The following is a 24,774-nucleotide window of genomic DNA, read 5'->3' as shown; positions in this document are numbered from 1 at the left end:
CAAGGCGGTGTTGTCGCCTTCGGCTGGGACTGCCATTCCGCTGGCGCTCCATGTCGGCCCCAAACTGCAGCGTTAGGCATCACGCAGAGAGGATTGTATGTCCGAGGGATTGACTGAATCAGAAAAATTTGTGAACTCTATTAGTGAGAGAGCTTTTCTTAATCTTTGGACTCATCCAAATCCAATTGGGAAGAAAGGAAAAGAGCTTTGTGATTGCTTAATTGTCTGCGGAAATCATATCGTTATTATTTCTGTGAAGGATATTAAATACAAAGATACAGGTGATGAAGCTGGCTGGAAGAGGTGGACTAAAGCAGCAATAGATAAATCGGCTTCTCAAATATGGGGCGCTGAACGATGGCTAGATTCTTCTGTTGAGTTCACCAGGCACGATGGCCGAAAGGTCGAATTGCCACCAAAAGAGTATCGAATCGTACATCGTGTATCTGTATCACTTGGGGCTCAGCGAAGAATACCAACAAAGTCGGGAGACCTAGGTTATGGAATCGTACATGTTTGCGATGAGTTTAGCCTTGGAGCAATTTTTGGTCTTCTAGATACGATCACGGACTTCGTTGGTTTTCTTTCCGAAGTTTGAGGCTCTAATAAACAGGGCCAATATAGTTTTCAGCGGCGGTGGCATTGAAGACTTATTGGCTATCTATTTATTAAACAATCATTCGTTCCCTTACGAAGAAGCTGATTTACTAATGATTGATGATACGGTTTTCCGAGGGTTCATAGACTCTGATGACTACAAAGCGATCCAAGAGTCTTATAAGGATTCATATTTTTGGGACAAGTTGATCGAGCATTTTGTGGGCGATCTCCTTACTGACGGAATGTTTGAATATGGCACAAATCAGGTCACTGATAATCAGCTGGCTCTTGTTCAAATGGCCCTCCAGCCGCGTGGTCACAGAGCAAATCTAGTCGATGCCTTTTCTGAGTTTTTACATAAGCCTGAGTTAAAAATTTCTGCAAGAGTAGTTTTGGCGCACAAAAACACGGCATTTGTATTCCATCTAGGGCCAAGCAGTGATAGAGAAGCCAGGGTTCAAGAGCTAGGCTTAAGGTGCTTGGTTGTAAGAGGTCGCCTTCCCGATGTCCAAATTGTAGTTGGCATATCAGGAGATAAGTTGGGGCCGTCAGAGGTTGGGTACTCTCACGATATTGTTTATGTAGACATCCCAGAATGGAATGATGATTTCGAAGAACAAGTAACTAGAATACAAAAGGAACTCGGTTATTTCGAAAACGCATCCTGGGCTAAGAAACCAGAAAATGCCTAACAACAGCGCCGCTGTTGGCGAAAAAGGAAATAATTTTTAAGTATGTCAAATAGTACTTTTGAAGACTTTATCGAATTTTTATCCAACAAGCACGGCGAAGAGCTTTGGGTTACAGTCTATAAACGCGAGCCAATTAACAATACTGATCATGATGGTGGAATGTATTGCGCCCTTGTTAGTCAAGAAAAAACGGAACATGCAATGGAGCGACCTGGCTGGGACTTGATGATAGGCAGTGGGGGGCCGGGTTTTTGTACGTCATATCAAGATGGTGAAGAAATTACGACTTACTACACCAATTCAGATGATGATTTTTTGAGACCAATTCTAGTTAGAGATTTTCATGGAAGAAAGGAAGACTACATAGAAATTCTTGAAGAGTTTCGCCTGTTTCACAACCTATATCATGACAACAAAACAGGCTCTTTTCTCAGCTTCGATGAAGTTGGTGATGAAGTTGAAGTGATAAAAGTAGAACGAAATGAAGTAAAAATCCGAAAGCGATACTTACGTTCCTTTATGGCCGCACGCCAGATGAACCTGCTTCTATATTTTGAACTGACTCGGCATTACGAAAAGAGAACAGGTTTTTCTGACGACGTAAATGGTGAATCGCTTACCTACACAATCTATTCCGGAGATTCATATTCAGATGGATACACATCTTTTTCGAGGATCTTAGGAAAAAAGCTGATTCGATGTGAATCCGTGGAAAAGTGTGGCGTATGGCCATTTGAGCAAGATAAGGTGTATCAGGATTTCATTATTGGTGGCGATATTGATGATCCTGAAGTGTTTTCGTGTAACCCTGATCTGTTGGCTAATTATTTCGGCGCCAATCCCGATGCTCCTCATTACCTAACTCCAGTATTTTTTCGTAAAGAAGTTATGCAGAAATACTACAGTTCCTCTGATTATGAAATCACAGATGGGCATTTATATAGGACAGGTGCGTGGAGTTTGAGGTTTGATAATAATTCACCAAATCATGTGTCAGTATTTTTGGGTGATTTAGGCAGGGACTTGCCAAGTAAAGAGCAGGTTTATTGGAAAAGCTTTAATTTGATACCCGACGGAAGAAAAATTAGTAGAACAAACTTTGAGCGGAGCTTTTTGGGAAATTTCTACGATGCTGAAAATCCAGAACACAGATTTAAACAGAAGTTTAGAGACATACAAGAATATTGGTACAAAAAATACGGCTGGTATCTTTTCTTGCCTCTTTCTACTAAGGATGAGCATTTCTATGAATCGTTGCGTTCAATGCTAAGTAATGAACAGTCAGAATTTGATGCTCAAGTGCTTGCTCTTACAAAAATCACGATAGACTCAATAAACGTTAAGTCTCTTAGAAATCACCTAGGAGTAACTGACAAATCGACTAAATCAATATCATTAATGGAAGCCCTTCTTGAAAAGTTAGAATCCCCACATTTTTCGGCTCTATCCGGTCTATTGAAAGGAGTTCAGTCTGTTAGATCAACTGGTGTAGCACATAGAAAAGGTACGGAATACGAAAAGACTATGTCAAAGCTAAATATTGATGAAGGGGATTACGCTTCTGAGTTCGATCAACTTTTATTAGGAATGCACTTTCTTTTCGAAGAAATTATGAAATTGGACTTAGAAAGCGAAAATGAGCAACACGCCTAACAAAGCGCTGTCGGACAAATTTTCCGCTGCGCTCCAAATTTGCCACAGAGCGTGGCGTTAAGCATCCGAGTTACCCAAAACTAGTAGACACCCTGTATAGTTAGAAAACCTATATGGAGGTGCTCAAATGGCACGTAAAAAGAGAGCTCAGGCTTATACCGAGGAATTTAGAAGGGAAGCCGTTAAGAGAACAGAAAAGGAAGGTAGTACCACAGCATCCGTCGCTAAAGAGCTGGGGGTTAGTCCTCAGCAAATCTACAATTGGCGGCGTCAATTTAATCGCTTATCGGATAAGCAATTTAACTCTATGGATGGCGTGGATTACTCCAAGAAAGAAAGCGAAGAAATTAGAAAGCTAAGGCGTGAGAAAGCTGCTTTGGAAAAGGAGCTTGAGTTCGTAAAAAAGGCAGCTGCGTACTTCGCGAACCACCAAGAGTGAAGTACGCCTTGATGATGGAGTATCGAGGGCAGTATACCTTATGTCTGATGAGCAAGGTGTTGGGAGTGTCGCGTTCTGGTTTTTACAAGTGGCTGAACCGACCAAAGAGTAAGCGAGCCCGGCGCAGAGAGTATATGGAAGCACAAGTCGCTGATGTCTATTCGACATATAAAGCTCGCTACGGAGCACCGAGAATCGCCGAAGAGCTAAAGTCGCTTGGGACACCATGTTCCACGAATACAGTGGCGGATATTCTTCAGGGGCAGGGTTTAAAAGCTAGAAACGGAAAATCGTTTCGATATGGTAGTCACGCGCTTACGATGAATAACGTATCGGACAACCTGTTATGGCGAGACTTTAGCTCTGATATGCCAAACGAAAAGTGGACCTCAGATATAACATATATCTGGGTAAAAGATCGTTGGTTGTACTTGGCAACGGTCATGGATCTATTTTCGAGAGCTATTGTAGGTTGGGCGCTTGATACATCGATGACGGAGGAGCTAGTAACAGAGGCGTTACTGATGGCTTTTAAGAGGCGAGATGTAAAGCCTGGTCTGGTCATTCATTCAGATAGAGGTGTGCAGTACCGCTCTAGAAAATACATAGACTTTATGAAGTCTTGGGGATGCAAACCGAGTATGAGCCGAAAGGGAAACTGCTGGGATAATGCACCAATGGAATCATTCTTTAGTAGGTTAAAGGTAGAATTAATTTACGCTGAGCAATATGCATCGATTAGCGAAGCTAAATCAGGTATCTTTGAGTATATTGAAGTGTTTTATAATCGTTTAAGAAGACATTCTGCAATTGGATATATGAGTCCAGTTGAGTTTGAAGAGAAAGCAGCATTGGCTGCATAGTTAGAGTGTCTACTTTTATTGGGTAGGACCAGTCTCTTGAGGCACTTATGAATAGCACAATCAGAAGTATCTTATTTCTTTGCGCCGGTGTAGCTATGGCGATATCTATACTCTATACAACTACTCTACAGGGAGAAAGGCATCTAGAGTGCGATCTAAGCAGTCCTGCTCTCCATTTCGAGAACTGTGTAGTTCAAGCTGAGCAGCTCTTAATCAATCCCGATCGCTTTCATAATAAAACGGTAATGGTAGAAGGTATGTTCAATTGGGGCACAGAAGACAATTATATTATTACAGAGGGCAGCCATATCAATGGGCAAGTTTGGGTGGAGTATATTCCAAGGTTCTATGATGAGCGTGGTTACGAAGGCCAGTCTAGAGGTATTATCAAGGGTGTTTTTGACAAGAACGATGATGGGCACCTGGGACAGCATCAAGGCGCCATTTTCAGCCTTGGTATTGTTTATGAACAATGACATAAAAGTGGCTGTAGTTCGCCGCATAAGACGCGGCGGAGACAGACGTACACTACGTTCCGACTGCTCCAAAGCCAAGCATTTTGCACCAAGGATAAATATGCGCGTTTTAATCTTTTTTTTAATGGCGGCTTGCTCGCAAGTAATAGCTTCTGAGGACGAGTATACCAATCCAGTTGACGGGAAAACTTACGTAGCAGATTGGAAAACTTACCAGCCTAAGGAGGGTGTTAAGCCACTAGACGGGCGCGTTATAAACTCAGGAGTGCGACTTCTGAGCACCCAGGCTGATTTTGAAAGAAATACAACAGCTGAAGATTTGGCGAAATTAATAGGGTTTATTCAAGATTCCCTAGAAAAACAAACTGAGGGGTATGAAAATGGTGGTGAGATACTTCTGCAAATCGAGCTACGTAAGGAAAATAACCCTGAATTCAAAATGTCGTATCGAGGCGAGATTTCAGAGAAATATCTTCAAGGATTTTATAACTCCTTGGAATCTATAGAATTTAGAACCCAGCAAAGTACGGTAACGCTGCAAGTGCACTTCGTGGTGAAAAATGCGTAACAAACAGCGGTACAATTGCCCGCAAAAATCACAGCCTCTACTCGCTACACTACGTTCCTGTAGCTGAGTATCATTGGAAGACAACGAATGTCGAGATACGCAGTGTTATTGGAAGGCCGGAACTTCCCTCTAAGGTTTGAATCTGAAACAAAATTATATGGTTTCTATACAACTCGCAGTGTTACAGCTGATAGCGAGGCGCAGGCGGAACTCGTTGCGGTAGCTGAAATCAGAGAAGATGAAAATTTGATATCATCTATAGATCAAGCTTTCGAAGCTGAACCAAAAATCTATATGGAGAGCGTTAGAAAAATTAGTTGGTGGTCAAGGTCAAAGAAAACAGGCTATACGTTTTATCCAATGGATAGCGAATAGCATTCAACAAAAAAGCAGTGGATAAATACGCTGCTTTAGGCGTGAGCAATACACAAGGAAGAGCTATGATTCAAGCTGCAATTGCAGGCCTAATTTTACTAGGACTATATAAATTCATTGATAGAAATCGAGTGCCGGAGGATTTCGATCCTAAAGTAGATTGGTGGATGGCTTTCGTGTTTGTATGGGCCCCATCGATACTGATTATGTTTATATCAATCGGGATCTCTGCATTAAGTTTATCGCTGAATTGGGTTCTATTAGGGTATGTGTTGTATTTCCTTGTACCGTTATCAATACTTAAGTTTATGTTAGAGTTCAAGCCCAAACGAGCCATTCTGTACTCAATTCCAGTTCCTATTGTTGCCATAATTACCGAGGTAATAATAGTAGTAATGCTGGGCAACTCAAATGCTTAACAAACCAAAGCAGTCACTCTCGATGGCCGCCGGGAACGCTAAAACGCTGCTCTTATCTGTCATCCCTGTGCGGGGTGTTATACGTAAAACAGCTCTCATGGTCACAGTACTTTGCTTAGTAAACTGTGCTTCAATCCCCTCGGACTTTGAACATTGTGCTGTAGCGCATGACGGCCAGTGGACCTTGCTTTCAATGGATGCGATTGAAACTAGAGAAATGGATTCAATGTTGCGAAATTTAGGTTCCGAATTTCAGATTGACGGGGCATACAAAGAGGCTTGGTTCGGAAATGGTAATAGCGGCATGTTACTGTGTCGATTTCAGAATATCCGTGATACGTGTTTAAGTAGAGCGATAAGTATGAAATTCAACCGCAGCAATGATAAGTGGGTACCTGGCACAGTAATGGTAAAAGTATGCCTGTCGGAATCTATACGGTAATAGAAATGCATTAAAAATACCTCGATTGTGAAAATCAATGCTACACCCATCTTGTGTTGCTCGCAAAGCCCAAACCTTATCTAAAATTACGTTCCGTACCGATTTAAGACGCAGCTGACCACAGGGATCTAAATGAAAAAAATATTTACATTACTCGGTTTACTTTTTTTGACAAATTCATCCCTTGCGGTTGAATCAGCAAGATCTGTAATAGTAGGTCATTTTCATGATATTGGTGGGAATAAGCCAATCTCCGATCTCATTAGAAAACGTTGGGATTATTCAGTAAATATATTCACACCAGAAGACGAGTTGTACATAAACTCTTTTGGGATTCTCGAGAAATTGCTAGCCACCATGAGAAGTCAGTTAAACACTGAAGCTCTGACAAAGAGCGAGATTATTAAAGAGAAAGAATGTATTCTTGGAGAAAAAATGAGCTTGTATAGTATCGGCTTTAAGCATCACTACGCTGACGGAACATACTCTCAGGGAGCAACAACCTTTATACTTTATAATAGAGGTGGCCGAGGGTGGAAAATATCCGGTTTAATTTCTAGCGACCTTGGAAAATTGATAGGCTGTGAGTAAAGCATGCCTATCAATTTAAGGAAAATCGGCACCCCTAGGCGTTGGGTTTGTTTTCGGCGTTACACAAGGAAATCAAATGTTTCGTGAATTCTTCGTAAAAAGGAAGATGAAAAAGTTCATAGTTTCGATGTCGCAAACCCTTGCTATCGACTATGGGAGGCCTTCAGGTTACACGGAGGGTCAGGTTAAGGCGGCGCTTAAAAAATTAGGATATGAAGCTGAGTTAGAAGAAGTGGCTATCAGCATCTTCTGCGATGAAGAAGTCGCCGAGGCATTTGGTGTGGATCAAGCTCTTATGAAAAAATATAGAGGGTATTCCCGGGAGCACAACATCGATTATGGTTCAAGCGGCGGGGGTTTTGGTGGTGGCGCTGACTAGTCCGTTTACCAAGTGCCGGCAGCCGTTGTGTGTTTAAAGGATTAGCTATGAAGAGTAGTCAGGCCATCGCTAAAGCTGGCCTAATTTTAGGCGCTTTGATTGTAGTTTTTACTGCAATCGCCCACATGTCATGCATTTACCTCGGGCCAGCTTGCTTCGAAGCCCAAATGGCACCACCTGAAATCGTCCAATCTGCCATTGATGGCACCTGGATCGCTCCGGTGGGTACTTTGCTAGTTTCGTCTATTTTTCTCCTTTGTGCAGCTTACGCGTTATCTGCCGCATCGCTCTTAAGAACATTACCTTTTCTTAAATTGGGTATGTACGTGATATCTATAGGTTTCATTTTTCGCGGGCTTGCGACTCTACCGTTATCCATATTGTTCCCTGAGATAGTTAGTGCATTTAGTATAATTGCTGGCCTTGTATGGCTTCTCACAGGGTTGTTGTTCTTTTTCGGTTATAGGTATTTAGGTCGTGCCACATAACAAATCACAGCTATCGTTCCAGCCGACTTCAAGGGTAACTATAGCGCTTTGCTTTTTGTCTGATTTTTGGGATATAGAGAGGCAGGGTCTTAAGTCAATATCACTCACAATAAAGTGAGTAATGTTTTCATAGAAAGACACAGGCTAGACTTGCTTGACACTGCCTTAGCTGACAGACTTTAACGTTTACACATCGAGAAAGTAATGAAAAAGCTTTATGTAGCATTACCATTGATACTTTTATTATCTGCTTGTGCCAATAATATCCAGGATCGTTCAGGTTTCGGCACGACTCCAGCCAGTAACGTGGGTTACATCGCAGGCGGATTCCTAAATAGTTATCGTGAAAGTTTCGCCAGAATGGCCTTAGAAATTCACAACACGTCAACTAATGAATCTTTCTTTATTGAGCTGCAACAGCCTAAGAATCATAGCGATATCGAAATTTTCCCGTTCAGTGAGGGCTCTTATAGGTTATCCAATTTAGTAGAAATGGGGGGCATAGGAGATGTTGGCAAGCGGGTTCCAATAAAAGACCCAGATCTAAGCCAGCCTTTCCTAGTGAAGACCGGAGCTATTACCTATATCGGCCACTTCGACGGTAGAAGCACAAACGAGATCAACTCTATTTTTGTTGTAGGTACATCTGGCTGGGTCGATACTAATTCGGGATATGGATTCACAGTTGTAAACGAAGAGGCAGCCAAAGTATCGGAGCAAATTGCAAAAATATATAGGGCTTATAGCTCTTTAAATGTCAGCCGTGCATTTTCGCTTGACACTGCAAGCCAGCGTGACAAGCGATAGACCACTCACCACCTTTTTTGACTCTAACTTAGAGGAAGGATGAATATCTTGAATAAAGTTCGCGATAGAGGAGGAAAATCCGAAACGTTTCCTCTATTCGACTGCAGGCGAAACGTTTGCTTATGAAAACAATACTCCTTCCTGGGCTAGATGGAACAGGGCACCTATTTGAAGAGTTAATGAAGCAATTGCCGAATGATTGGGATACCACCATATATTCTTATGATCATATTGATGCAGAATCATATATCAATCAGGCAGTAGAAATATCTACCAAGATAAATAACGAAGTTTTCATTATCGCTGAATCATACTCAGGTCGAGTCGCATATGAACTATGTCAATTATTGGGAGCACGGGTTAAAGGCGTAGTCTTTTTAGCTAGCTTTGTCTCTCGACCAAGCCAAATGTCAAGGCTTGCAAAGTATATCCCTAGCTTCCTATTCAGGGCGAATATCCTAAGTAGGTGGGCACTCTATCTAATAGGGTTTAGTGCTTCCGGAAGCAGAACGCGTGTTAACCCGGTTTTTGAATCGTTAGGGTTGGCAAACAAGGCGAAGCTGAACTCAAGATTACGCAATATAGCGAGCTTACATGAAGCAGTATCGCCTATAGAGTGTCCGGTTACCTATATTAAACCAACTATAGATTTATTAGTCAGCAACAAGGCAATTACCCATTTAGAATCGAGGTGCACCACGTTTAAGGAGGTCGAAATTAGCGGGGGACATTTTATTGCGCAATCAAACCCTATAGCATGTGGAAAGGCAATACGTGATGCATTCAATACGATACAGGCTTTGTTGCCGGAAACAAACTGTTATGATTAAAACAAGCATCGTGCTAGTGGCTCTGCTAGTAGCAGGGTGCACAAGTCTTAATACTGATCACTATTGTCAAATTCCCCCAGAAAGTAGAGCGAGAGCAATAGAAAATATTGACGTCTTTATACAAACCATCAGCACGAAAACTGTCACATACAAAATGTCGCAATCGCTGCTAAACGAAGGGAAATTGATAAGGGGTAACAAGAGCTGTTACGCTTATCTAATGCCGCAATCGCTTCAATCTGAGCGGAGCATATTACATGGCGATGGTGACGTATATGTGAACCTGGAAACTTTAGAGGTAGGGCATGTATTTTGGTTCAAGTACTAAATCATAAAAGGCGCCTTTGTCACAGCTGCTATCTATTGGGGCATGCTGCTACTTAAGCCAGTAAAATCCTCAATCTAGGTGAGAACTGTGAGAATCGAAACGAGACAAATGTTCCGTACTAACGGCCTTATTGACGACTTTGTTCTATTTGGAAAGGCTGAAGAATATGTACTATTTGCAAGTTTAGTGGAAAAGGCAATAACGTCTAAAGCTTTTGTGCCAATGCTTACCGAGTCTGAAATCACGATACAGATATATCTAAGTGATTCTGATCATGAATTGTTCACTTCTCTACAAAATGATACAAATGACTACTACTCCATGGAAGACTGGAATAATAGAAATTATTTGCGGGTTTTTGGGTGCAAAGAGGTGCTTTTAGAGCTGAGCAAATATCTGATGGACTTGTCGGCAAGGGGGGAGGGCTATAGCTATATTAGTGAGTATTCTGATAATCTCGAATATTCGAGCCTCTCTCCTGAATGGAGGCTCCATGTTGAAATTGCTTAACAAGGCTGGCTACTGCAACCACAACGCTCGTACCTAAGTCTTTATAAATATGTAAAACCAATGATAAGCTCGAGCAAGCAAATTACCCTGGGCCTTTGAATGATCCGATCTGTAAAACCAAGCGATGCACCAAGCATCGTGAACATATATAACCACTATATCGCCAACACCACCATTACCTTTGAAGAAGACCCAGTATCTGAAGATGATATGAAAGGGCGTATACAGGAATCTATTCAATCTGATTTACCCTGGTTAGTCGCCGAGCAAGATGGAGAGATTATAGGTTATGCCTATGCGAGCAAGTGGAAGGGGCGTTGCGCCTATCGCTATTCGGTTGAAGTGACGGTATATCTTTCTAAGCACAATAAAGCAAAAGGTTGGGGCAGCAAGCTCTATGAGGCTCTTTTTGCGACGCTCAAAGAGAGCTCCATCCACTCGATTATTGCTGGGATTGCTCTTCCCAATCCTTCCAGTATTGCCCTACATGAGAAGTTTGGCATGGAACAGGTAGCCCATTTCAAAGAGGTCGGCTATAAGTTTGATCAGTGGGTTGATGTTGGCTATTGGCAGGTAAATTTCTCGTCAGAATAGGGACGATGGCTGTTTGCCTCTAAAAATGTTTCGACCGCTAATAAACGCATATACAAAGCCAAGGGCTAGGAAGTTCGTTAAAGGGAGCTTAATCTCGGCCGAGATAACTACCGCTTTGTGGCCTTAGCAAGACGATTGACCTAATATATCAGCAAATATAAACGAATTAGAACCCAATAAATCCAGCTATGAACAGCAAGCAGTTAAAACTAACACTAAGAATTGCACTTTTAACAGCTACGTGTATCTCATTGTTTTTCGTGCCTTGGATTTTGGTAAAAGCCTGGTTATTACCGTTACCCTCCACAATACAAGAACAAGTGGATGAAGCTATAGGGCACGGCTTTGACGGCATGATTGTTTATGTCGATCAAGCGGGCAAGCCTCCTGCATTCTATACCGGAGGATGGAAGGATAGGGTAAGCAAGGTGGTGGCCGACCCCCATGCTCTGTTTAAGATTGCCAGTATTAGTAAACTCTATGTCGCCGTTTCAATCACCAAGCTGGCTAAAAGTGAACGCCTAAACTTAGACGACACCGTAGCAGACTACTTTCCAGAGTATGCTGAGCAGCTTCCACAGGCTGATAAAATTACGCTAAGAATGCTGGTACAACATCGCAGCGGTGTTCCTGATTTCACCTACCACCCCGATTACTGGGACGACGAACAGAATAATCGCTTAACGCCCATGAAGTTTGCGCTTGATATGCCGATTAGTTTCAATCCGGGAGAGAGCTACCAATACTCAAACACTAATTATTTTTTATTGCGCAATATTATTCAAAAAGTCCTTGGCTATAGTCATCACCAATATATTCAAGAAGAAATACTCAATCCCCTTGGCCTAAAAAACACTTTTAGCTCAATTAAAGACGTTGACCTAGAGCGAGTAATGAGTGGTTATTATGCTGGAGTAGAGGACGACTTTAAAGAAAACGATAATGGCATGTTGGCAAGCGCCGAAGATGTAGGCTTGTTTCTAAGAGCCTTGAATAAAGGAACAGTTTTTAAACCTGGTGAGAAAGCCCTATATGACACGCTTTATGTCTATGAGCATGGTGGCTTAGTGCCGGGATACCAAAGCTTGGCAGAGTATCACGAAGATATTGATACGGTTGTGGTGCAGTTTATTAACACAACCGATTTTACCGGATATGAATGGAATTTGTCAGAAATCGTCTTGGGGCGTATTGTTAAGATTCTAAAAAACGGAGCTGATTGAGTCCCCTATAGTTCGATAATTTTCAAGCAATGGAACTCCCTGCGAAGCATTTATAACAATATTCCAACTATCACCCGATATCATCTAGTTTAAGGCGACAACTTTAAATCCACGAAATCCAAAAAGCAGCGCACTCGCCCAAGGTGCCGGTTTTCTGGAGCAAAATACATGTAGATCGGATTTGTTTCACACCAATGCGTCTCTAGCAAAGGGAGCAATTCACCGCTTCTAAAATTTTCCATTAGCATAGCATCGATCAGCACTACTATACCAACACCCTCTAATGCCATATCGATCAACACATCGGTATTGTTAACAATTGCTGCCGTTGGCAAATCATCAAACGATAGTATTGTACTTGATGGGTTATCATTTTCACGTAATCGAATAGGGAACAGTTTTTGGCTGCTGGGGATTCTAAACTTGATAAATTGATGCTTGCTCAGCTGATCAATGGACTCTAGCCGGCCGTTTTGTTCTATGTATTTTGGTGCCGCAGCCAGCGCAATTTTTGTTTTTTTCAATCGTTCGGCTAAAGGTTTCACCACCATATTTTCATTGACGGTATTGTCAAAACGAAAGCCAATATCAAAGTTGTTATCGATATGCTGATCTAGGGAGTCAGACAAATTAATGTCTAGTTGAATACTAGGGTAGTTGGCTTGAAACTCACGCAGTATATCCTTCAAATACACATCATAAATATTCTTTGCCATATTGAGTGATAAGCGTCCACTGGGGGCGCACTGATTTTCGCAAGCTTGCTCGACCGTTGTGTTTAATTGGTCCATGGCTGCGCAGCTACCGTCGTATAAACGCACACCCAGCTCGGTCGCCCTGATAGTACGAGTTGTTCGTAAAAACAGAGGGGCAGATAACTGCTTTTCCAGACTTTTTAAGGAATGGCTTACAGAAGCGGCGCTTACACCCAGCTTTTTGGCAGCTTTGCTGATATTGCCAGCTTCAAAGATGGCCCTAAAGCTCAGTAATTGGGTGTAGGTAATACCATTAATAAAGTCCGCCATAGCCCCTCCATTGTTAGTCTCATGTTAATAGTATTTCAATATATCAGAGCCTATTCGTGAGCGCAGCTTATTTATAAACTGTATTCATGCGATGTGCTTATGAGCAAAGGCCTGCCGAGCCCCCTTAGCCTCTTAGGCATCGCAAGCAAAACCCTTACTTTTCAGGTATAGCCAGGAGATCTCTTATGAGCAAAGTAGCCCCAAGCCCAGAGCAAATGCAGTTGATAAAAACCATGGCGGCCGGTGTGAAGCCCGAGCGTGCGCCACTGCTTAAAACACCGAGCGATTACGGCATGGCCTATGAAGATGTATTTTTTTCTGCCCTTGACGGGGTGCCATTAGAAGCTTGGTTTATCCCAGCTGAAGGCTCAGATAAACTTATTATCGTTAATCACCCAATGACGATGAACCGCTATGGTTTCCCAGGGCATTTAGAGCCCTGGAGCCAATTCAACGATGTCACTGTAGATTTCAACATTGTTTACAAGGCTTTGCATGACGCTTCTTATAATGTGCTTAGTTACGATCTACGGAATCATGGGCGCAGTGGCAGCGCTCACGGTGGAGTAAGTGCCGTAGGCCTAAATGAATGGCGCGATGTAATTGGGGCTTTAAACTATGTGAAGAGCAATGTGAAGCTCTCTGGCATGAAGATCGGCCTACTCAATCACTGCGCGGGAGGTAACGCCGCCATGATTGCAATGAACAAACACCCAGAGTATTTCACCGAGATAAAAGCATTTGTTTGCCCGCAACCAGCTTCTATGGATATTGGTATGAAGATGATAATGACCGAGGCTGGTCTTGGTGACTTTATGGAGGAGCTGGATTTTGAGCAAATTAAGCTGGGTGGATATGCGAATAAAGAGATGTCCCCACATCCTTATGCGCCCCATGTAAAAGTTCCCACGCTAATTATCCAGGTTAAAGAGGACAGCTGGTCCCAGACCGATAAAGATGTGCAGGTGACCTTTGACAACTTAAACAGCCTTGAATCGGAGCACAAAAAACTACACTGGATCGAAGGGACCAGCAAACGCTTTGACGGTTATAACTTTTGCGGAGAACAACCTGAGCTGATGCTACAATGGTTTGATAAATATATGACCTGATATGCAAGCTCTTGATTGAATTTTAGATCAGTTGCTTAGTATTCAGTCGGGTTTTGCGTAAATTATTTGCTAAGTTGATCCCGTACAAAAATGCCCGCTTTGGTTTTTTACATAAGCGGGCATTTATTGAAAAGGTTTAAGCAAAGGGTTGGGAGTAAAGGGTAGCTTTCTTCGCTAGGCTGCACCCACCCCAGCCGCTAGAGCTTTCGCCAAACCAGCGGGATCGCGCGCTAAAGCTGCACGCACTCCTATCGCATGGAGATCGGTATCATGCTCATCAATTTCGGCTTTTGCCGCTAGAATTCCCGCCTTTGCAATTACAGCAGGCTCCACTTGAGCGACACCTTTTACATGTTCGGCCATGCGAGTTTTTACCGAGCCTACTATCAAAGAAGATACATGAATGCCCCTTGGAGCAAGCTCGGCTCGCAAACAATTAGAGGCCGCTCTGGCTGCAAACTTCGAAGGGCTATAACCGCCCATCTCTGGAACTGAAACTATGCCGCCAGCCGAAAGCACATTGAGAATGCAACCACCGCCATTTTGCTCAATGATAGGCGCAAAGGCTCTGGCCATTGCTACCGGCCCGAGATAATTCACTTCCATCTCATTGCGCATTGCTGAGAGATCAGGCGCGTTCATAAGAGATAATTTGTTGAATACCCCGGCATTGTTAACCACTAGGTTAACATCACTACATTGCTCGGCGGCGGCTTTTATCTGTTTTTCATCAGCCACATCCAAGCTGAGTACACTGATACGCTCAGGTTCTTTTTCTTGTAGAGCTTTGGCATTTTGCGGATCGCGTGATCCTACATAAACATGCTTAGCACCGGCTTCCAGAAGTTCTAGCACGAAGGCTTCACCAATTCCTCGGTTACCTCCACTGACAATGGCGACACAGCCTTTGATATTCATGAGCTGGCCTCCGAAAACAATCCAGCTAACGTAGCTGGGTTTATAAACTCCTCAATGTGTGAGATCTTGCCGTCTTTTACGGTAATAATGCACATCGCCTCGGCGGTATACACTTTTCCACTCAGGCCCGTTACCGTTAGGGTATGGCGCTGCAGGTAGCCATCGGACAATTCTTCCAAGCGGCGTACTGTATACTGCCTGTCTTTGGCGAACTTGATCATCTGATGCATCAACGCAATATTCTCATCAACCGTTTGAGTAACATTATCGTAATCATGCCATATGCCAGCGTCTTTATGCATGCAGCTACGCATGGTTGCTTCGTCACCCGCTTGTACTGCATTAATAAATATCTTTGCTAATTCCAAGGTTGTCATGGTTTATCCTTTACATTCATTGAGTAGAGCAGACCTCAAGCCTTAGCTAGTGCTTGATAGTGTTCGTTTGGCGCTTCACCGGTTTCCATCTTTTTGAGTAGCTCAAAATCAAAGTAATCACGCCACGCAGAAATTTTGCCATCTCTAAATTCGTAAATTCCTACATAAGGAGTTTGTATATGATGCCCAGCAGGGTTTACATAGTCGTCAACGCCTTCGACAAATAAGGTATTCACCGATTCGGCGCTCCGTTTAATACGCCAAGCCGGCTGCTGTTGATGTTCTTTGATGGTTTCAAGAAAAGCACGAAAAGCTTTTTTGCCGTTTATTGGGGCTTGGCCCGCAGCGTAGAAATAGACGAGATCGTCGGTAACGTAATTTGCCACGGCGTCGAGATCTTTACGCTTCCAGTCTTCGATAAGTGCTTTTACGGTGTCTAGATACGACATTGATCACTCCTTTTTTTGCTTATTAGCGGTGTTATTCAGTGTCTTTATTTGCAGGGCCGTGTCCTTGATAAAACCATCATTCATGAACGCGTTACAGCCCAATAAGCATTTGAGCAAACTTCAGGTCTCATAACAATAGTTACAAGGTAAGCTGTCAGTTTTGGCTTGGAAATGAGACCTTTCTGACTGGTGCCAACCCTAGAAGCAGTCTTTTCAGGGGTATAATGCGTGCTTTTAGGCATTTAGATTGTCGATAAAAGAGAGCGATAATGTGTCGCGCCGATATAATGAACCCATAAACGAGAAGCACCGATATGAAAAGAATATGTGTTTACTGCGGCTCAAGCCCAGGTAATGCCCCTGAGTATGCCGAGGGCGCTAAAGAGCTAGCAAAGCTATTGGCCGAGCAAGACATTGCTCTGGTTTATGGTGGTGCCAGTATAGGGATAATGGGAGAAATCGCTGATGCTGTGTTGGCCGCAGGTGGCGAAGTTATTGGCGTAATGCCTAAATCATTAGCCGACAAGGAAATAGCCCATAAAGGCTTAAGCGAACTTATTATTGTTGAATCTATGCACGAAAGAAAATCAATGATGGCAGAGCTCGCTGACGGATTCATCGCTTTGCCAGGGGGATTAGGCACCCTCGAAGAACTTTTTGAAATGCTCACTTGGGCGCAGCTTGGCTTTCATCAAAAGCCATGTGGAGCATTAAATATCAATGCTTATTATCAGAAGCTAGTCGAGTTTTTACAGCACACGGCAGAAGAAGGCTTTGTAAAACCCCAGCACCAAGAATTGTTACTGGTGGAAGAGCAACCTAAGACATTATTGCAGCTAATGCAAAACTATAAGCCTAGAATTATCGATAAGATACTATAACTAGTGTTTTTTTACTGCTCAGCTAGGTGGTGAACCTGTTAGCATTGCCAGCGCAATTGTTACGCTGGCAATTTCTATAGTCAAAGATTAAAGGATAAGCGTTACAAGAGCTTTCAGTAGAATACAGTAATAAATCTACCGAAGTCGTTGCAATCCAATCTACTGCACCGGCCCACTATATTGGCCTGCACATGCAGCACCACTACAATTACTGCTTAGCATTTTATACAAAATCGCACCGGTATTAATCTTTGCACCAAAATGACCAACACCGTCAGCATCACCACCCAATAGATTCAATGGACTAAAATCATCGAAGTCTAAATCTATCGTGTTAGCGATCGATCCGGCGCCTACATTTAGCTGTGCCGGAACATTAGAGCGACTATTAAACAAAGCACCGCTGTCGCAGGAACTAAACCCAATCAAGGTGCTGCAGTGTACTTGATCTCGAAAACCTGCATGCAGGGTATAAAACTTTACCGCGCTATTGTATTGCGGTGATCGGCGCATACTTTTGTTACTGCTGCTGCCTGTCCAATCGTTACGTCCCCAGCTTACATAAAAAGCGCCAGTTGATGGGTGCAAGCCAAAGGTGTAGCTATCAAATACGTTTTGTCCTGCGCAGGTTGGAAATAGGGGGTTGGCATAGCCTACATAACGACAGGACTGCAAACCTCTTACGGCGCCGGCGATATTAATAAAGCGCCTAACGCTACCCCATTGTCCGTATCGCTTAAGTGAAGATAGCGCCATACTGACACCCAGCGAGTGAGCAACAATATCGACTTTGCTCTTGCCCGTGTAGGCCTTTACGCTATCAATGAAATCGGCAAGTATTTCTTGCTTGTCTTGCTCATGATAATTTGAACCAGGTAAAGAACGCTCTTGAGCGCTTAAGTAAGTGATACCAAATAACTCACAATCGTTATATCCCTGAGCTTTAAATTCATCATAGACACTTCGGTTTGGTAAGCTATAGCCTTGAGCAGTTTGTGTAGGTGGCGCATCCCAATTGATAGCATGATCACCATTGCCATGAATAAAAATCACTGGTGTTTTACTAGCACTACATTGCCCGCCACCGAAACCTCCATAACCGTTAGGTGGTGTAAAACCACCATCAAATTGATCTTCAGCGGCAGAGCAGGCTGGAAAGCTATAGCTACCGCAACTTAATGACATAGCATCTTGAGACTGAAAAACAGTTAAAAAAGAAACAGCAAAACTGGATAGGCATAAAAATAACTTGCTAGAACGCATATCGAATGTCCTCATTGCATTATTGTCGTAAGGCATTGCGATTGCAGGCTAGCACGCTGATAAATCGTTTGAATATGCGACCTTAGAATGAGCCACTTAAATACACTAATGAACAAGGTGACACCTGAGGTGAGATGTGAGACGGGAAAGGAGAGACGAGAGAAGTAATATGGGATTTAAAGTGCTTGGAAGTGAGCAAAGCTGTTATTCAGCACGGCTGAATAACAGCTCAGAAATATCCGCTTTAAAACAAGGAATGATGTTGTCCGCCATCAATTACAATATTCTGCCCAACAATAAAACGTGATAATGGGCTGCACAGTAAGGCGGCCATTGGTGCTAGGTCATCGGCTTCAGCCAAAAAGCCTGCGGGAATTTTATTGTTCTCTAAAAAGTGGGTGAACACCACATCTTCATTCGGCTCTAAACCGAAGGCATCGGCATAGGGCTCTAAGCTCTCGCTCATGCCCTCAGTTTGAAACATTCCGGGCAAAAGATTATTTATATTTACCCCGTAAGGCGCTATTTCTCGCGAAACACTGGCCGTGTAATTAATCAAGGCCGAGCGTGCGGGGCCAGACATTAATCGCCAGATCATGGGGTTCTTTGCGGAAAAAGTGGCGATGTTTACGATGCGCCCCCAGCCTTTATCCTTCATTACCGGTATATAGTTTCGCATAATTTCTATTGGCCCTAGCAAAGTGGTCTCAATAGACTCGCGCCACATCTCTGGTGTTACCTTTAAAAAATCACCATTTGGGGCCGGAGGCTTAATGGTAATGCCTAAAATATCTGGATCAGGGCAGGCGGCAAACAATGCTTCACGGCCGCTATCAGTAGAAGAATCCGCCACAACGGGAGTAACGGATACATTGTATTTATCAGAGATTTCTTCAGCTGCTTGCTTTAAGCGAGCCTCACGGCGGGCACTGATATACAGCTCGGCACCTGCCTCGGCCAAACGCTCGGCGGTCGCACGCCCCATACCCGCGCTGCCACCGGCCATTAAGGCTTTTTTACCTTGTATTTGAAGATCCATCGCTTGCTCCTATGATTCCCCTATGGGCAGCGCACTGCCACGTTTTATTTATTCTTGTATTTAGCAATCTTTGCCTTTCGGAATAAGGCGTTCTTATTTAGTCGGCTTTCTTTAATCCTTTTTGATCCAGTCTCCAGCGCAAAGTATCAATACGATCTTGGCCAAAGAAAGGCTCGCCGTTAAATGCCATGGTGGGCACACCCCAGTGTCCGGCTTTCTCTAACATGGCCTGATTGGCTTCTACTTCCTTAAGGCAATCTTCGATGTTTAGATTTGCCTCTAATGCATCTAAGTCTATACCTGCGTCGGCCAGTGCATTTTTAAGATGATCACCTTGATCCCAATTTTCAGTGCCGCCAAAAATAAGATGGGAGGCGGCGTGGGCGAAATCGATACCTTTGCCGAGCTTTTCAGCCGCGATTCCCAATGCACTTAAGCGGTAAATATAGGGTTGATCTTCAGCTACCTCGAAGGTGGTGAGATCTTGTACGATTGGATCTGGTGATGGCCAGGCCATTTTCATGCCTAGAAATTCTGCACGACGAAAAGCATCGGTCAGGATATAGCCCACTTTTAACTGGGCCTGAGGATCATCGAATAGGGCGCCTTTGGCACGCAGGGCAATGGGTAATACGGGGCGAAGCTTCACCTCCACATTGTAATCTGCCCGTAACTTGAGCAAATCTGGGGTAACGAGATAGGAATAGGGGCTGCGGAAGGAAAAGAATACATCGACTGTTTTCAGCTCATCGGCCACTGTGGACTCCTTATTATTACTGTTCTTTTAAGGAGTATCTTAACGAATATACGGCTTTTTAGTAGTAGTGGCAGGCGGTCATTGGCGGCCAGTTACTGGTCAGTTTTGACGCCCTGAATAAGTTGCTCTCGATAATCCGCCGGTGAGAGCCCGAGCCAGCGCTTAAAGCTACGGCTAAAATTGGATGGATCACTGAAGCCCAGATCATAAGCAATGGTGCTAATAGGTAAGCCTGAAACCGCTAGCAATTCCTTGGCACGTGATTGGCGCTCTTCATCCAGGACCTTTTTATAGCTGCTACCAGCATCAGAAAGCTGCCGACGTAGGCTTCTTTCTGACAGCCCTAAATAAGCTGCGGCTTGCTCAATGGGCAAGCTTTGATAATGCCTTTGCGCAATCAGCTTGCGTAGCTTGGCATCCAAGCCTTCTTCAAAAAAGGTCTCAGCGCGCTGGCGCTCACAGAGCCTGAGCATGTTTTGATGCAACACTGGATCTGTGCCGCTTAATGGTTTATCTAGGTAATGAGCTGGCATTACAACGCGACTAAAAGGCGCATTAAAGCGAATCGGGAAGTTTAGCTCTGGGGCGAACTCTGCCCAGCCTTCTGGTTCCGGTAGAGCGAGCTCGGCAAACAAGGTGATTTGATCCTCAGCGAGGAGCAGCTTCCAAAAATTCTCGGTGACTACAATGCTGCTGCCCACCACAAAGTACTCAATATCACTGACATCCACCGCCGGCTGCCAGCGAATGATTAGCTCTTCGCCTTCTTGTACATAATCAAAAGACAGTATCGAGAAATTCAATGAGACAAACTGTCGCAAAACATCCAGGGCGGTGGCAAATACATCGCTGCTGAACGCGGCCGAAGCAGGTAAACCGATATTAAGTGGATTAAAACGCGCCGCCATACGAGGCCCAAGATGAGGATCACCAGTCAGAGCAATGGCATTCAATACAAACGCCTTATGCTGCTCAAAGGTACAACGAAAATCTGGGTTTAATAAATCACCACCTGATAAGCCGGTGCCATGCAGCAAAGCATCGCCCGAGTAGCCCTCGGCCACCAAACTACGATACACAAAACCAATATAGTTAATGGTTAAAGCGGCATCTTTTGAGGTAAAGCGGCGGTGGCTCACAGTTATTCCTTAGCTGGTTTGCTTAGCTTGCTGATTCCACTGCTTGGCTTTTTCAGTAGCGGCCTTTAGCAGGTTCCATTGCAATAAGCTTTGCTGATAGGCTCCAGCTTTGCCTTCAAGTTTTAACCCATAATGAGCCAAGCGAAACGCCAATATGGCATAGAAGGCATCGACCATAGTTGCAGAGCCAAACATAAATGGCCCCTTGGCGCTCTCAAAAATTTGAACTAGACGATCAAGTTCTTTTTGAATATCGGAATTTATTTCGCTTAGAGGGCTTACTGCTTGCAAGCTGAACGGGCAGTTAGAGCGTAATGCCATAAAACCCGAGTGCAGCTCGGCACATAAACCTCGGGCCAATGCGCGATCGCTTATATCTCTAGGCAACAGAGCACCTTCGGAGCGTTCGTTTAAATACTCAGCAATGGCTAGGGAGTCATAAATTAAAGCCTGCTTACCTTGCTTCTCTACAGAATTGTCGATTAGAAATGGAACTTGGCCAGCTTTTGATTGCTGTTGTATCTTGGCTTTATATTCCGTACTCGTTAAGTCGATAACGCTTATATCCACTTCAACGCCCGCGATTTGCGCGCAAATCCAAGCCCTTAAAGACCAGGTAGAATCAGTTCCAACGGTTAATTGCATTAATAGGTTTCCATTATTTAAACAGTGTTTGCCAGCATTCTAAAAGCTCAGGCGAAATAGGGCACCGCCTTCGGGTGCATCATGCACGCTAATTTTACCACCGTGGGCCACCATGGTCTGTCTGGCCATGGCCAAGCCAATACCACTACCGTTGGCCTTACTGGTGTAAAACGGCAGGAAAATACGTTTTTGGTGTTCTGGTTTAATTCCTGGGCCGTTATCTTCCACTTCAATATGGCAGCGATTACGTTTATCTAAATAAGCACGCACTTGAATACTGGCCTGGGAGCGCAGCCCCCTAATACTATACTCGTTCAGGGCTTGCGCGGAATTCCTAAGTAAGTTGATCATTAGCTGCTCAATCAGTTCCCGGTCGGCATGCAGCTGAAGTCCCTTTGGTTCACAGCTAAATGATAGATTGATATCCCTGAAGGTGCTATCAGCGCTCAACAAAGTTTGCAGCGTCTTGAGCAAATCATTTAGGGCAAAAATATCACTGCGTACTTCGGCATTTTTTTGCAGCTGACGATAGTTACTAACAAATTCAATAAGACCTTTGGAGCGACGGGCTAATACCTGACTTGCTTCCAGTGCATCATTGATCGATTCGACAGCCAATTGCTTTTGATCGGCATTTGGCTGTTGATTAGATTGTTTTAAAACAGCAATGGAATCCTCGAGTAACTGCTGACTGGTATCGGCCAGCGAAGCCACCGGCGTAATGCTATTAAGTAGCTCATGGCTCAATACCGCTGCCATTTCTCGCCATGCCTGCAGCTGATTGCGATCCAGCTCCGATTCAATATCGATCAGGCTCACGAGTTTTTCCTGGCCTTTATTACTGATATACAAACTGGCCTGGGCAGTAAGCTTTCGATATTGGCTGCCATCATAAAAATCTAAAAGAGTTTGCTGTCCGGGTTTAAGTTGGCTGAGCGAATAGAAAAAATCTTCCCCAAACTGCGATAGCTCCTGTGCCTTGCAGTAATCACCCAACTCAAAAAAACGTCTAGCCGACTGATTATGAAAATAGACTCCATCACCACCCTGAATAGAAATCAGCGGAATGGGCATATGCTCGATCATTGCTTGGGCGTGTTTCAGCTCTAAGGCTTGGCCTTGTAGCTTTTCTTGCCAATGTTGTAGCAGGCTTGTAAGTTGCTCGCTAAGCTCTGGAAAACCGCAATCTAAAGGCGGCTCGGGCAGGCGGTTATCAAAATCAAGATGATTTGCCGCTTGTAATAAACGGCTGTACTGGCGATTGTGCTTACTTAGCAAGTTTAATATTGCCCAGACGCTGGCAAATGTTAGCAAGGCGAATATTAAGCTTACGGCGTAGTAACCCGGCAACACGATAAAATACACTAGGCCCAACATACTCAAAAACAGCAGCAGCAACTGAATATATAAAGCGTGGGAAAAACGTTTAAAGATCATATTTTTCCATCCTGCGATATAAGGAGGCACGGGTAATACCTAAAGCCTTGGCCGCTTGGCTGATATTAAAGCTGTGACGGTGCAGGGCCGTAGTAACCAATTCGCGTTCGGCTTTTTCTAGGTCTAAATCCTTGAGTGATAGCGCTCCGGAATCCTGTTGCTCGTCATTGTTTACATTGGCTACTTCATGTTCCTTAAGAGGCGCGTTTCCAGTTGGCATCTGCATATCTGCCGTTTCAATATAAGGCCCGTCGGATAGAATAACCGCGCGCTCAACAGCGTGACGCAAAGCTCGAACATTGCCTGGCCAGTCATAGGCGCTTATGGCCGCTAATGCTGCTTTGGAAAAGGCAAGCTCGGGCTTTTGATATTTGCGCTTGTAGTTTTGCAAATAATACTGGGCAATTAAGGTGATATCGGAAGCGCGCTCACGCAAGGCCGGCAGTTTAATTTCCACCGTGTTTAAACGATACAATAAATCCTGGCGAAACAAACGCTCATCGGAAAGTTGTTCGCGATCCACATTAGTGGCGGCCACCAAGCGTATATCCAGCGGCTGGCTTTTATTGCTGCCTAGTGGTGTTACCGTGCGCTGTTCTAAAACCGTTAGCAGCTTGGCTTGGAGGTGTAAGGGTATATTACCAATCTCATCAAGAAAGAGGGTGCCACCGTTGGCTGCCAACAATCGTCCAACTCGAGATTTGTCGGCGCCGGTAAAAGCGCCTTTGGCATGGCCAAATAACTCCGATTCAAATAAATTTTCTGATACAGCCCCTAAATCTACGGCTACAAAGGGTTTATCGTGACGTAAACTTTGCTGATGTAAATCCCGAGCGACCAGCTCTTTACCCGTGCCATTTTCACCAAGGATCAGCACATTGGCATCTGTAGGGCCTGCGCGCTTGATCATAGCTTTCACCAGCTGCATATGATCCGATTCACCAATCATTTCACTATGGGGCTGATTGGCTTCGATAAGGCCTTCATTGCTTTGGCGCAGTAAATTGGCTTCTTGCCGACTTTGTCTAAGTTTTATCGCTGCAGAAAGCGTGGCCAGTATCTTCTCGTTTTGCCAAGGCTTTGCAATAAAATCGGTGGCGCCATACTTCATGGCTTCTACAGCAAGCTCAACGGCGCTGTGAGCTGTAATGAGCACCACTACGGCATCGGCATCGATCGCTAAGATTTGCTGCAACCAATGCAAACCTTCCTCGCCACTGCTCTCACCCGGGGAGAAGTTCATATCCAAGAGAATCGCATCATATTGCGTGGCGGCCATTAATTTAGGCAGCTGCTCTGGGCGATTACAGATATCCACCCCGGCAAAGTGGCGCTTAAGCAGAAGCTTAGCGGCTAGCAGAATGTCCTGATCATCATCGATTACCAGTATCTTGTGGTCTTCAGGCAAGAATCTATCTCCTCAATTATGTTCGCTATCGTACAGCCTGTGTTCGT

At 44.0% G+C, this 24,774-nt stretch carries 31 protein-coding genes; 20 read left to right on the top strand and 11 right to left on the bottom strand.

Annotated elements, in window-relative coordinates; genetic code table 11:
* The first annotated feature begins 97 nt into the window (after positions 1–97).
* The 18 genes from Q1A41_RS05495 to Q1A41_RS05410 all read left to right on the top strand — a co-directional run bounded on the left by Q1A41_RS05495 (position 98) and on the right by Q1A41_RS05410 (position 12,277).
* On the top strand, positions 98–598 hold the full coding sequence (locus Q1A41_RS05495) for a hypothetical protein (RefSeq protein WP_299975678.1): 501 nt from the start codon (positions 98–100) through the stop codon (positions 596–598).
* Positions 576–1,292 (top strand): hypothetical protein, encoded by a 717-nt coding sequence (locus Q1A41_RS05490; protein ID WP_299975676.1) that lies wholly within the window; start codon positions 576–578, stop codon positions 1,290–1,292. Before Q1A41_RS05495 ends, Q1A41_RS05490 begins: the two co-directional genes overlap by 23 nt.
* A 42-nt stretch (positions 1,293–1,334) precedes the next feature.
* On the top strand, positions 1,335–2,945 hold the full coding sequence (locus tag Q1A41_RS05485; RefSeq protein WP_299975674.1) for a hypothetical protein: 1,611 nt from the start codon (positions 1,335–1,337) through the stop codon (positions 2,943–2,945).
* Positions 2,946–3,072: 127 nt separating this feature from the next.
* Positions 3,073–3,384 (top strand): transposase, encoded by a 312-nt coding sequence (locus Q1A41_RS05480; protein ID WP_299769923.1) that lies wholly within the window; start codon positions 3,073–3,075, stop codon positions 3,382–3,384.
* 11 nt (positions 3,385–3,395) lie between these two features.
* Positions 3,396–4,247, top strand: a complete 852-nt coding sequence (locus Q1A41_RS05475) for an IS3 family transposase (protein WP_363322338.1) — start codon at positions 3,396–3,398, stop codon at positions 4,245–4,247.
* Positions 4,248–4,294: 47 nt separating this feature from the next.
* Positions 4,295–4,723 (top strand): hypothetical protein, encoded by a 429-nt coding sequence (locus tag Q1A41_RS05470; protein ID WP_299975672.1) that lies wholly within the window; start codon positions 4,295–4,297, stop codon positions 4,721–4,723.
* Positions 4,713–5,291: a hypothetical protein gene (locus tag Q1A41_RS05465; protein WP_299975670.1), complete on the top strand. Its 579-nt coding sequence runs from the start codon at positions 4,713–4,715 to the stop codon at positions 5,289–5,291. The genes Q1A41_RS05470 and Q1A41_RS05465 overlap by 11 nt, the downstream gene beginning before the upstream one ends.
* 87 nt (positions 5,292–5,378) lie before the next feature.
* The gene (locus Q1A41_RS05460; protein ID WP_299975668.1) at positions 5,379–5,666 is read left to right on the top strand and encodes a hypothetical protein; all 288 of its coding nucleotides are present in this window, start codon (positions 5,379–5,381) and stop codon (positions 5,664–5,666) included.
* 17 nt (positions 5,667–5,683) lie between these two features.
* Positions 5,684–6,085, top strand: a complete 402-nt coding sequence (locus Q1A41_RS05455) for a hypothetical protein (protein ID WP_299975666.1) — start codon at positions 5,684–5,686, stop codon at positions 6,083–6,085.
* Positions 6,086–6,182: 97 nt separating this feature from the next.
* The gene (locus Q1A41_RS05450) at positions 6,183–6,527 is read left to right on the top strand and encodes a hypothetical protein (protein ID WP_299975664.1); all 345 of its coding nucleotides are present in this window, start codon (positions 6,183–6,185) and stop codon (positions 6,525–6,527) included.
* A gap of 132 nt (positions 6,528–6,659) precedes the next feature.
* Positions 6,660–7,118 (top strand): hypothetical protein, encoded by a 459-nt coding sequence (locus tag Q1A41_RS05445; RefSeq protein ID WP_299975663.1) that lies wholly within the window; start codon positions 6,660–6,662, stop codon positions 7,116–7,118.
* A gap of 76 nt (positions 7,119–7,194) precedes the next feature.
* Complete coding sequence (locus Q1A41_RS05440; RefSeq protein WP_299975661.1) at positions 7,195–7,497, top strand: DUF6559 family protein; 303 nt, start codon at positions 7,195–7,197, stop codon at positions 7,495–7,497.
* Between the two features lie 47 nt (positions 7,498–7,544).
* Positions 7,545–7,985, top strand: coding sequence for a hypothetical protein (locus tag Q1A41_RS05435; protein WP_299975660.1), 441 nt, complete (start codon positions 7,545–7,547; stop codon positions 7,983–7,985).
* Positions 7,986–8,189: 204 nt separating this feature from the next.
* Positions 8,190–8,792: a hypothetical protein gene (locus tag Q1A41_RS05430; RefSeq protein ID WP_299975658.1), complete on the top strand. Its 603-nt coding sequence runs from the start codon at positions 8,190–8,192 to the stop codon at positions 8,790–8,792.
* A gap of 122 nt (positions 8,793–8,914) precedes the next feature.
* A complete protein-coding gene (locus Q1A41_RS05425; RefSeq protein ID WP_299975656.1) occupies positions 8,915–9,622 on the top strand; it encodes a hypothetical protein in 708 nt (235 codons plus the stop codon).
* A 415-nt stretch (positions 9,623–10,037) separates the two neighbouring features.
* Positions 10,038–10,460: a hypothetical protein gene (locus tag Q1A41_RS05420; protein ID WP_299975655.1), complete on the top strand. Its 423-nt coding sequence runs from the start codon at positions 10,038–10,040 to the stop codon at positions 10,458–10,460.
* 99 nt (positions 10,461–10,559) lie between these two features.
* The gene (locus Q1A41_RS05415; RefSeq protein ID WP_299975653.1) at positions 10,560–11,054 is read left to right on the top strand and encodes an arsinothricin resistance N-acetyltransferase ArsN1 family B; all 495 of its coding nucleotides are present in this window, start codon (positions 10,560–10,562) and stop codon (positions 11,052–11,054) included.
* Positions 11,055–11,374: 320 nt separating this feature from the next.
* Positions 11,375–12,277, top strand: coding sequence for a serine hydrolase domain-containing protein (locus Q1A41_RS05410; RefSeq protein WP_299975651.1), 903 nt, complete (start codon positions 11,375–11,377; stop codon positions 12,275–12,277).
* An 89-nt stretch (positions 12,278–12,366) separates the two neighbouring features.
* Here Q1A41_RS05410 and Q1A41_RS05405 read toward each other — a convergent pair whose 3' ends face one another.
* Positions 12,367–13,302: a LysR family transcriptional regulator gene (locus tag Q1A41_RS05405; RefSeq protein ID WP_299975649.1), complete on the bottom strand. Its 936-nt coding sequence runs from the start codon at positions 13,300–13,302 to the stop codon at positions 12,367–12,369.
* 185 nt (positions 13,303–13,487) lie between these two features.
* Here Q1A41_RS05405 and Q1A41_RS05400 point away from each other — a divergent pair, with 185 nt between their 5' ends.
* Positions 13,488–14,414 (top strand): prolyl oligopeptidase family serine peptidase, encoded by a 927-nt coding sequence (locus Q1A41_RS05400; protein WP_299975648.1) that lies wholly within the window; start codon positions 13,488–13,490, stop codon positions 14,412–14,414.
* A 174-nt stretch (positions 14,415–14,588) separates the two neighbouring features.
* Here Q1A41_RS05400 and Q1A41_RS05395 read toward each other — a convergent pair whose 3' ends face one another.
* The 3 genes from Q1A41_RS05395 to Q1A41_RS05385 are packed head-to-tail and all read right to left on the bottom strand — an operon-like array spanning position 14,589 to position 16,158.
* Entirely contained in the window at positions 14,589–15,332 is a 744-nt protein-coding gene (locus tag Q1A41_RS05395; RefSeq protein ID WP_299975646.1) for an SDR family NAD(P)-dependent oxidoreductase, read from the bottom strand.
* Entirely contained in the window at positions 15,329–15,709 is a 381-nt protein-coding gene (locus tag Q1A41_RS05390) for a nuclear transport factor 2 family protein (protein WP_299975644.1), read from the bottom strand. Before Q1A41_RS05390 ends, Q1A41_RS05395 begins: the two co-directional genes overlap by 4 nt.
* 35 nt (positions 15,710–15,744) lie before the next feature.
* Positions 15,745–16,158 carry a nuclear transport factor 2 family protein gene (locus Q1A41_RS05385; protein WP_299975642.1) on the bottom strand — a complete coding sequence of 138 codons (414 nt, stop codon included), beginning with the start codon at positions 16,156–16,158 and terminating at the stop codon, positions 15,745–15,747.
* Positions 16,159–16,472: 314 nt separating this feature from the next.
* Here Q1A41_RS05385 and Q1A41_RS05380 point away from each other — a divergent pair, with 314 nt between their 5' ends.
* Positions 16,473–17,039 (top strand): TIGR00730 family Rossman fold protein, encoded by a 567-nt coding sequence (locus tag Q1A41_RS05380; RefSeq protein WP_299975640.1) that lies wholly within the window; start codon positions 16,473–16,475, stop codon positions 17,037–17,039.
* Positions 17,040–17,198: 159 nt separating this feature from the next.
* Here the strand turns inward: Q1A41_RS05380 and Q1A41_RS05375 are convergent, their stop codons facing one another.
* The 7 genes from Q1A41_RS05375 to Q1A41_RS05345 all read right to left on the bottom strand — a co-directional run bounded on the left by Q1A41_RS05375 (position 17,199) and on the right by Q1A41_RS05345 (position 24,727).
* Positions 17,199–18,302: a hypothetical protein gene (locus Q1A41_RS05375; protein WP_299975638.1), complete on the bottom strand. Its 1,104-nt coding sequence runs from the start codon at positions 18,300–18,302 to the stop codon at positions 17,199–17,201.
* Positions 18,303–18,546: 244 nt separating this feature from the next.
* Positions 18,547–19,341: an SDR family oxidoreductase gene (locus Q1A41_RS05370; RefSeq protein ID WP_299975636.1), complete on the bottom strand. Its 795-nt coding sequence runs from the start codon at positions 19,339–19,341 to the stop codon at positions 18,547–18,549.
* A gap of 97 nt (positions 19,342–19,438) precedes the next feature.
* Positions 19,439–20,098, bottom strand: a complete 660-nt coding sequence (locus Q1A41_RS05365; RefSeq protein WP_299975634.1) for a DsbA family protein — start codon at positions 20,096–20,098, stop codon at positions 19,439–19,441.
* A gap of 92 nt (positions 20,099–20,190) precedes the next feature.
* Positions 20,191–21,237 carry an AraC family transcriptional regulator gene (locus Q1A41_RS05360; RefSeq protein ID WP_299975632.1) on the bottom strand — a complete coding sequence of 349 codons (1,047 nt, stop codon included), beginning with the start codon at positions 21,235–21,237 and terminating at the stop codon, positions 20,191–20,193.
* Between the two features lie 9 nt (positions 21,238–21,246).
* Positions 21,247–21,882: a glutathione S-transferase gene (locus tag Q1A41_RS05355; RefSeq protein ID WP_299975630.1), complete on the bottom strand. Its 636-nt coding sequence runs from the start codon at positions 21,880–21,882 to the stop codon at positions 21,247–21,249.
* 39 nt (positions 21,883–21,921) lie between these two features.
* Positions 21,922–23,319: a HAMP domain-containing sensor histidine kinase gene (locus Q1A41_RS05350; RefSeq protein ID WP_299975629.1), complete on the bottom strand. Its 1,398-nt coding sequence runs from the start codon at positions 23,317–23,319 to the stop codon at positions 21,922–21,924.
* Complete coding sequence (locus tag Q1A41_RS05345; protein WP_299975627.1) at positions 23,309–24,727, bottom strand: sigma-54 dependent transcriptional regulator; 1,419 nt, start codon at positions 24,725–24,727, stop codon at positions 23,309–23,311. Before Q1A41_RS05345 ends, Q1A41_RS05350 begins: the two co-directional genes overlap by 11 nt.
* Positions 24,728–24,774 lie beyond the last annotated feature (47 nt).

The organism is uncultured Pseudoteredinibacter sp. (genome assembly GCF_947502065.1).
Classification (GTDB): Bacteria; Pseudomonadota; Gammaproteobacteria; order Pseudomonadales; family Cellvibrionaceae; genus Pseudoteredinibacter.
Note: the sequence above shows the minus strand (reverse complement) of the source record. Positions and strands in the feature narration are given on the sequence as shown.